Source organism: Elstera litoralis (assembly GCF_000963705.1).
In the GTDB taxonomy this organism is placed as follows: domain Bacteria; phylum Pseudomonadota; class Alphaproteobacteria; order Elsterales; family Elsteraceae; genus Elstera; species Elstera litoralis.
In genome coordinates this window covers 1-4,617 of sequence record NZ_LAJY01000252.1, presented here as the reverse complement: position 1 = coordinate 4,617, position 4,617 = coordinate 1, and the positions used below count along the sequence as shown (strand labels likewise).

Here is a 4,617-nt window from a genome sequence, read left to right as displayed (position 1 = left end):
CCTATAGGCAGAATAAATGGGGCAAGAGCCATTCGTTGCCCTTCATGTGTCGGTTTGGACAATCGGAACAGAACGTTGGAGTGAGTCCATGCTAAAGATCGCCGGTATCGCTATCATTCTTTTCGCGGTCTTTGGCAGCTTCGCCCTTCTCGGCGGGCGCTTTGACATCCTGTTTCAACCCGTTGAATTGGTTATCATCGGTGGCGTGGCCGTTGGCTCGTACATGATCTCCAATCGCGGCGCGGTGCTCGGGCGGACAATCGGCTCGATCGCCAAGATTTTCGGCGGTCGCCGCTACAGCAAAGATAGTTACCTGGAACTGCTGAGCCTGCTCTACACCTCCTTCAAGCTCGCCAAGACCAAGGGCATGCTGGCGCTGGAACAGCATGTGGAAAACCCGCGCGAGAGCAATTTGTTCATGCGGTTTCCGACCTTCATGAACGATCAATCCTCGCTGGTGTTCCTCTGCGATTACCTCCGCCTGCTGACCCTGGGGACGGATAATCCCCACGAAGTCGAAGCGCTGATGGATGAGGAAATCGAAACACACCATCAGGAAACCATGCAAATTCCGGCCGCCCTTCAGGTGATGGCCGACGCGCTGCCCGCCATCGGGATCGTCGCCGCCGTGCTCGGCGTTATCAAAACGATGGCGCTCATCGATCAGCCTGCTGGCGTTATTGGGGCCTCCATCGGCGGCGCGCTCGTCGGCACGCTGCTCGGCGTCTTGCTCTCCTACGGGTTCGTTGGCCCGATCGCGACCGCGCTGAAGAATGATGTCGAAGCCGAAATGAAGTTTCTGCAATGCATGAAAGCGGGTATTCTCGCGCACATGCAGGGCTATGCCCCGGCGGTCTCGGTGGAATTCGCCCGTAAGGCGCTGATGAGCGACGTTCGCCCGACCTTCTACGAAGTGGAAGCGACGGTTTCCTCCCTGCCGCCGGTTTAATCGGCGCGTGGGGCGGCAAGTTTCTGCGGAACGGGTAAGAGGATTCTATTATGGCTGCGCATAGCTCGAACCTTCCGCCGATCATCATTAAGAAAGTCAAGGGCGGGCGTCACGACGCCCACGGCTCTTCGACCTGGAAGATTGCGCTGGCGGATTTTATGACCGCCATGTTCATTATCTTTCTGATGCTGTGGATCATCAATCAATCCACGCCGGAACAGAAGGTCTCGATTGCTGAATATTTCGCTCCGGTGAGTGCGTCGCGGAACCCCTCCGGGTCCGGGCAAATGCTGAACGGCGAAACGATTAGTAAGGATGGGGCCTTGCGCAACCCCTCCGCCCCGCTCGGCACGCCCGGCGGCGGCCCGTCGCTGCCGAAAGACGGCGACGGCAATACGGATGTTCCGGGCTTCCCCGGTGCCCAACCGAAGCCGCTTGGTATCGAAGCCGAACCCGGTGCGCTGTCTGGTCAAAAGACCCCTGCCCCGCCCGCCGCCGAGGTAGAGCGCCAGGTTCGTCAAGCGCTGCAAGGCGTGCCCGAGCTTCAAGGGTTCCAGGCCAATGTGCAGTTCGCCCAAACCCAGGACGGCACCAGAATCGATCTGATCGATAATGAAAAGCAGGAACTGTTCCCCAAAGGCAGTTCGCGCATGTTGCCGCAGACCGAAAGGCTGATGGCGCAGGTTGCCAAGATTATCGCGTCGGTCCCGAATAAGGTCGCCATCTCCGGTCATACCGATTCCGTCGCCTTTGGGCCACGCTCGCAGTATGACAATTGGGACCTCTCGGCGGATCGTGCCAATTCCAGCCGCCGCGCGCTGACCAAGAACGGCATCGCCGATGACCGGATCGCCTCGGTCGAAGGCAAAGCCGACCGCGAGCCGAAGGTTCCCGAAGACCCGAAGGCTGCCAGCAATCGCCGTATCTCCATTACGCTGCTGAATGAGCCGGTGCCCCCGGCCCCCGCAGGCGGAACCGGGGCCGCTTCAGCCGCCGCGCCGGTCCAACCGCCGCCGCCCGGCCCCGACGGTCGCCTGATCCCGCGCCAATAAAGAGTTCCGACTGATTTTCCATCTCTCCCGGCCCTTGCGCCGGGAGATTTGTTTTTAGGGCAAGCGATTGATTTTTAGCGCCGGGCTTGTCACGCTGATCCACGAGGACCAACCGCAAGGGGGGACGCCATGACGGATGAGCTGGACCGTGGGATTACCGCGCTGGACCGGATCGTCGAGCCGATCTTCTACCGCACCCGCCCCTTCCCCTGCTCCTACCTACCGGGCCGCGAAGAAACGCGGGTTCTCACCGAAATCTCGGCCGAAATGGCCGCGGGCGGTTTTTTTGAGTTTCTTCAGCATTACGGCTTCCGCCGCAGCCAGCGCTACCTGTATCGCCCGGCCTGCGATGGCTGCACCGCCTGTATCCCCGTTCGCATTCCCGTCGCGCGCTTTGCCCCAAGCCGGACGATGCGCAAACTGCACAAGCTGAACCACGACCTCCGGGCCAGTTTCGCGCCTGCCCGCGCTTCCGCCGAGCTTTTCGATCTCTTCGAGCGCTATCAGCACCAGCGCCATAGCGATAGCGATATGGCGTTGATGTCCTATGAGGAGTTTCGACTGCTGATCGAGGAATCGCCCGTCAAAACCGGGCTTCTTCAGTTACGGGACGAAGCGGGCCGCCTCTGGGCCTGCGGGCTGACCGACGTTGGGCAGGATTCGCTGTCGGCGGTCTACAGCTTCTATGAGCCGGACACGCCGACCCGCAGCCTCGGAACCTTTCTGGTTCAAGCGCTGGTGGCGGAAGCCGTTCAACGCGGGCTCACTTATCTCTACCTCGGTTACTGGATCGAGGATTGCCGCAAGATGAGCTATAAGGCGCGCTTCAGCCCGCTGGAACGCTTCGATGGGCACCGCTGGGTGGAACGCGCCCCCGAGGACTAATCCGGCTTCCCAGGAGCAGTTTCGACAAGCGGGCCTTGGCTCCGGTCGAGCGCGCGCTGAAGCCGCCGGGCGGCGCGGATCGAGAGCGGAATAGAGATGAGATAGAGCAGTTGGATCGCCATCAGCGTCATCCACGGCTCGGTTGCGAGCCCCGCCGCCGTGCCGCCTGCGGCCAACATGAACGGCAGTACGAGCCAGTTGGGAATGCGGACCTTCTTGAAGGAGAAGGTCGGAATCCGGCTCACCATCAACCCGCCGACGATCAAGAGCCATAGGCCGAGGAACAAGGGCCGCTTCAAAAACTCGGCCTGGAACTCAAAGAAAGCCAATAGCGGCAGCAGCGCCAAGGCCGCCCCCGCCGGAGCGGGAACGCCGGTGAAGAAATTATAGGTCCAGGGCGGCCGCGCAGTATCTTCCAGCGACGTATTGAAGCGCGCGAGGCGCAAGGCCATGCACACTGTATAGAAAAGCGCGACGCCCCAGCCGACGCGCCCGCCGTCGTCGAGCCCCCAGAGGTACAGCACCACCGGCGGCACCACGCCGAAGCAGACGAAATCCGACAGGCTATCGAGTTCCGCGCCGAATTTAGACGTGGCATTCATCATGCGCGCGAGACGCCCATCGAGCCCATCCAAGATCGCCGCCAAAAAAATCGCCATCACGGTCGCTTGCCAGCGGCCTTCCAGCGCAAAGCGGATCGCCGTCAGCCCGGAGCAGAGGGCGAGCAGCGTGACCATATTGGGGATCAGCCGATTGATCGACTGAGCCCGCATCCGGCGCGGAAGCCGGGAGGGGCGGCGGCGCAACATGATTAGCTGGCAAATCCCGGACGTAAGGCTTCGCTGGACTGAAGATCGGCCAACACGGTTTCACCGGCGACCATCCGCTGCCCGATGCACACCTGGGGCGTAACGCCCTGGGGCAGATAGACATCGACGCGGCTACCGAAGCGGATCATGCCGAACCGGCTGCCCGCCGTCATCGCATCGCCGACGCCGACCCACCAAACGATGCGGCGGGCCACGAGGCCGGCAATCTGCACGGCGCCGACCGCACGGCCATCGGGCAGTTCGAAGACGAGGCCATTGCGCTCGTTATGCTCGCTCGCCTTATCCAGCGAGGCATTGAAGAACCGCCCCGGACGATAGGCCATATGGCGGATGCGCCCCGTGACCGGCGCGCGGTTCACGTGAACGTCGAAGACATTCATGAAGACGGCAACGCAGGGCAGCGGCTGATCGCCGAGGCCGAGTTCCGACGGCGGCACCGTCGGCCCCAGGCTGACGACGATGCCATCGGCCGGGCTCACCACCAAGCCGCTGCGCATCGGCGTAACGCGCACGGGATCGCGGAAGAAATAGACGCACCAGGCCGTCAAAATCAGGCCGATGAAGCCGAGCCCGCCGTGAATCCACGAGAGGATAATCGCCGCGACGATGAAAATCGCAATAAAAGGCCAGCCTTCGCGATGAATGGCGGGAAACACTGTGGGCCGCATACCTAAAACCTCCAAACCTTCCGCAGGATACCGATGCACACTCAGCGAGGAGTTGGACCCTATCCCGAACCGTGGCACAATGCGCCAGCATAATGCAGGGGGAACAATGCCCCTAGCGCATGATCGTCAGCTTCCGTGGATTCCGTGATGCAACAGAATGAGAATATGAGCCTTCTGGCCAATCAGAAACTGCCGCTGGCGATGCACAGTTTTGCGGTAGGGGACGATGGCCG

At 61.6% G+C, this 4,617-nt stretch carries 5 protein-coding genes; 3 read left to right on the top strand and 2 right to left on the bottom strand.

Features of this window, described 5'->3' with window-relative positions; translation table 11 throughout:
• The first annotated feature begins 88 nt into the window (after positions 1 to 88).
• From motA to VZ95_RS10540, 3 genes are all read left to right on the top strand, one after another.
• Positions 89 to 949 carry a flagellar motor stator protein MotA gene (gene motA / locus VZ95_RS10550; RefSeq protein ID WP_045775804.1) on the top strand — a complete coding sequence of 287 codons (861 nt, stop codon included), beginning with the start codon at positions 89 to 91 and terminating at the stop codon, positions 947 to 949.
• 50 nt (positions 950 to 999) lie between these two features.
• Positions 1,000 to 2,001, top strand: coding sequence for an OmpA family protein (locus tag VZ95_RS10545; protein WP_045775803.1), 1,002 nt, complete (start codon positions 1,000 to 1,002; stop codon positions 1,999 to 2,001).
• Positions 2,002 to 2,130: 129 nt separating this feature from the next.
• Positions 2,131 to 2,886, top strand: a complete 756-nt coding sequence (locus tag VZ95_RS10540; protein ID WP_045775802.1) for an arginyltransferase — start codon at positions 2,131 to 2,133, stop codon at positions 2,884 to 2,886.
• Here the strand turns inward: VZ95_RS10540 and VZ95_RS10535 are convergent.
• Both VZ95_RS10535 and VZ95_RS10530 read right to left on the bottom strand, forming a co-directional pair.
• The gene (locus tag VZ95_RS10535; protein ID WP_045775801.1) at positions 2,883 to 3,695 is read right to left on the bottom strand and encodes a CDP-alcohol phosphatidyltransferase family protein; all 813 of its coding nucleotides are present in this window, start codon (positions 3,693 to 3,695) and stop codon (positions 2,883 to 2,885) included. The genes VZ95_RS10540 and VZ95_RS10535 overlap by 4 nt on opposite strands.
• A 2-nt stretch (positions 3,696 to 3,697) precedes the next feature.
• Entirely contained in the window at positions 3,698 to 4,384 is a 687-nt protein-coding gene (locus VZ95_RS10530) for a phosphatidylserine decarboxylase (RefSeq protein ID WP_045775800.1), read from the bottom strand.
• Positions 4,385 to 4,617: the final 233 nt, after the last annotated feature.

What these genes read in the sequence shown, in the direction of transcription:
- VZ95_RS10545 (WP_045775803.1), top strand. Translation starts at nt 1,000, where the DNA reads ATGGCTGCGCATAGCTCGAACCTTCCGCCGATCATCATTAAGAAAGTC.
- motA (WP_045775804.1), top strand. Translation starts at nt 89, where the DNA reads ATGCTAAAGATCGCCGGTATCGCTATCATTCTTTTCGCGGTCTTTGGC.
- VZ95_RS10540 (WP_045775802.1), top strand. Translation starts at nt 2,131, where the DNA reads ATGACGGATGAGCTGGACCGTGGGATTACCGCGCTGGACCGGATCGTC.
- VZ95_RS10530 (WP_045775800.1), bottom strand. Translation starts at nt 4,384, where the DNA reads ATGCGGCCCACAGTGTTTCCCGCCATTCATCGCGAAGGCTGGCCTTTT.
- VZ95_RS10535 (WP_045775801.1), bottom strand. Translation starts at nt 3,695, where the DNA reads ATGTTGCGCCGCCGCCCCTCCCGGCTTCCGCGCCGGATGCGGGCTCAG.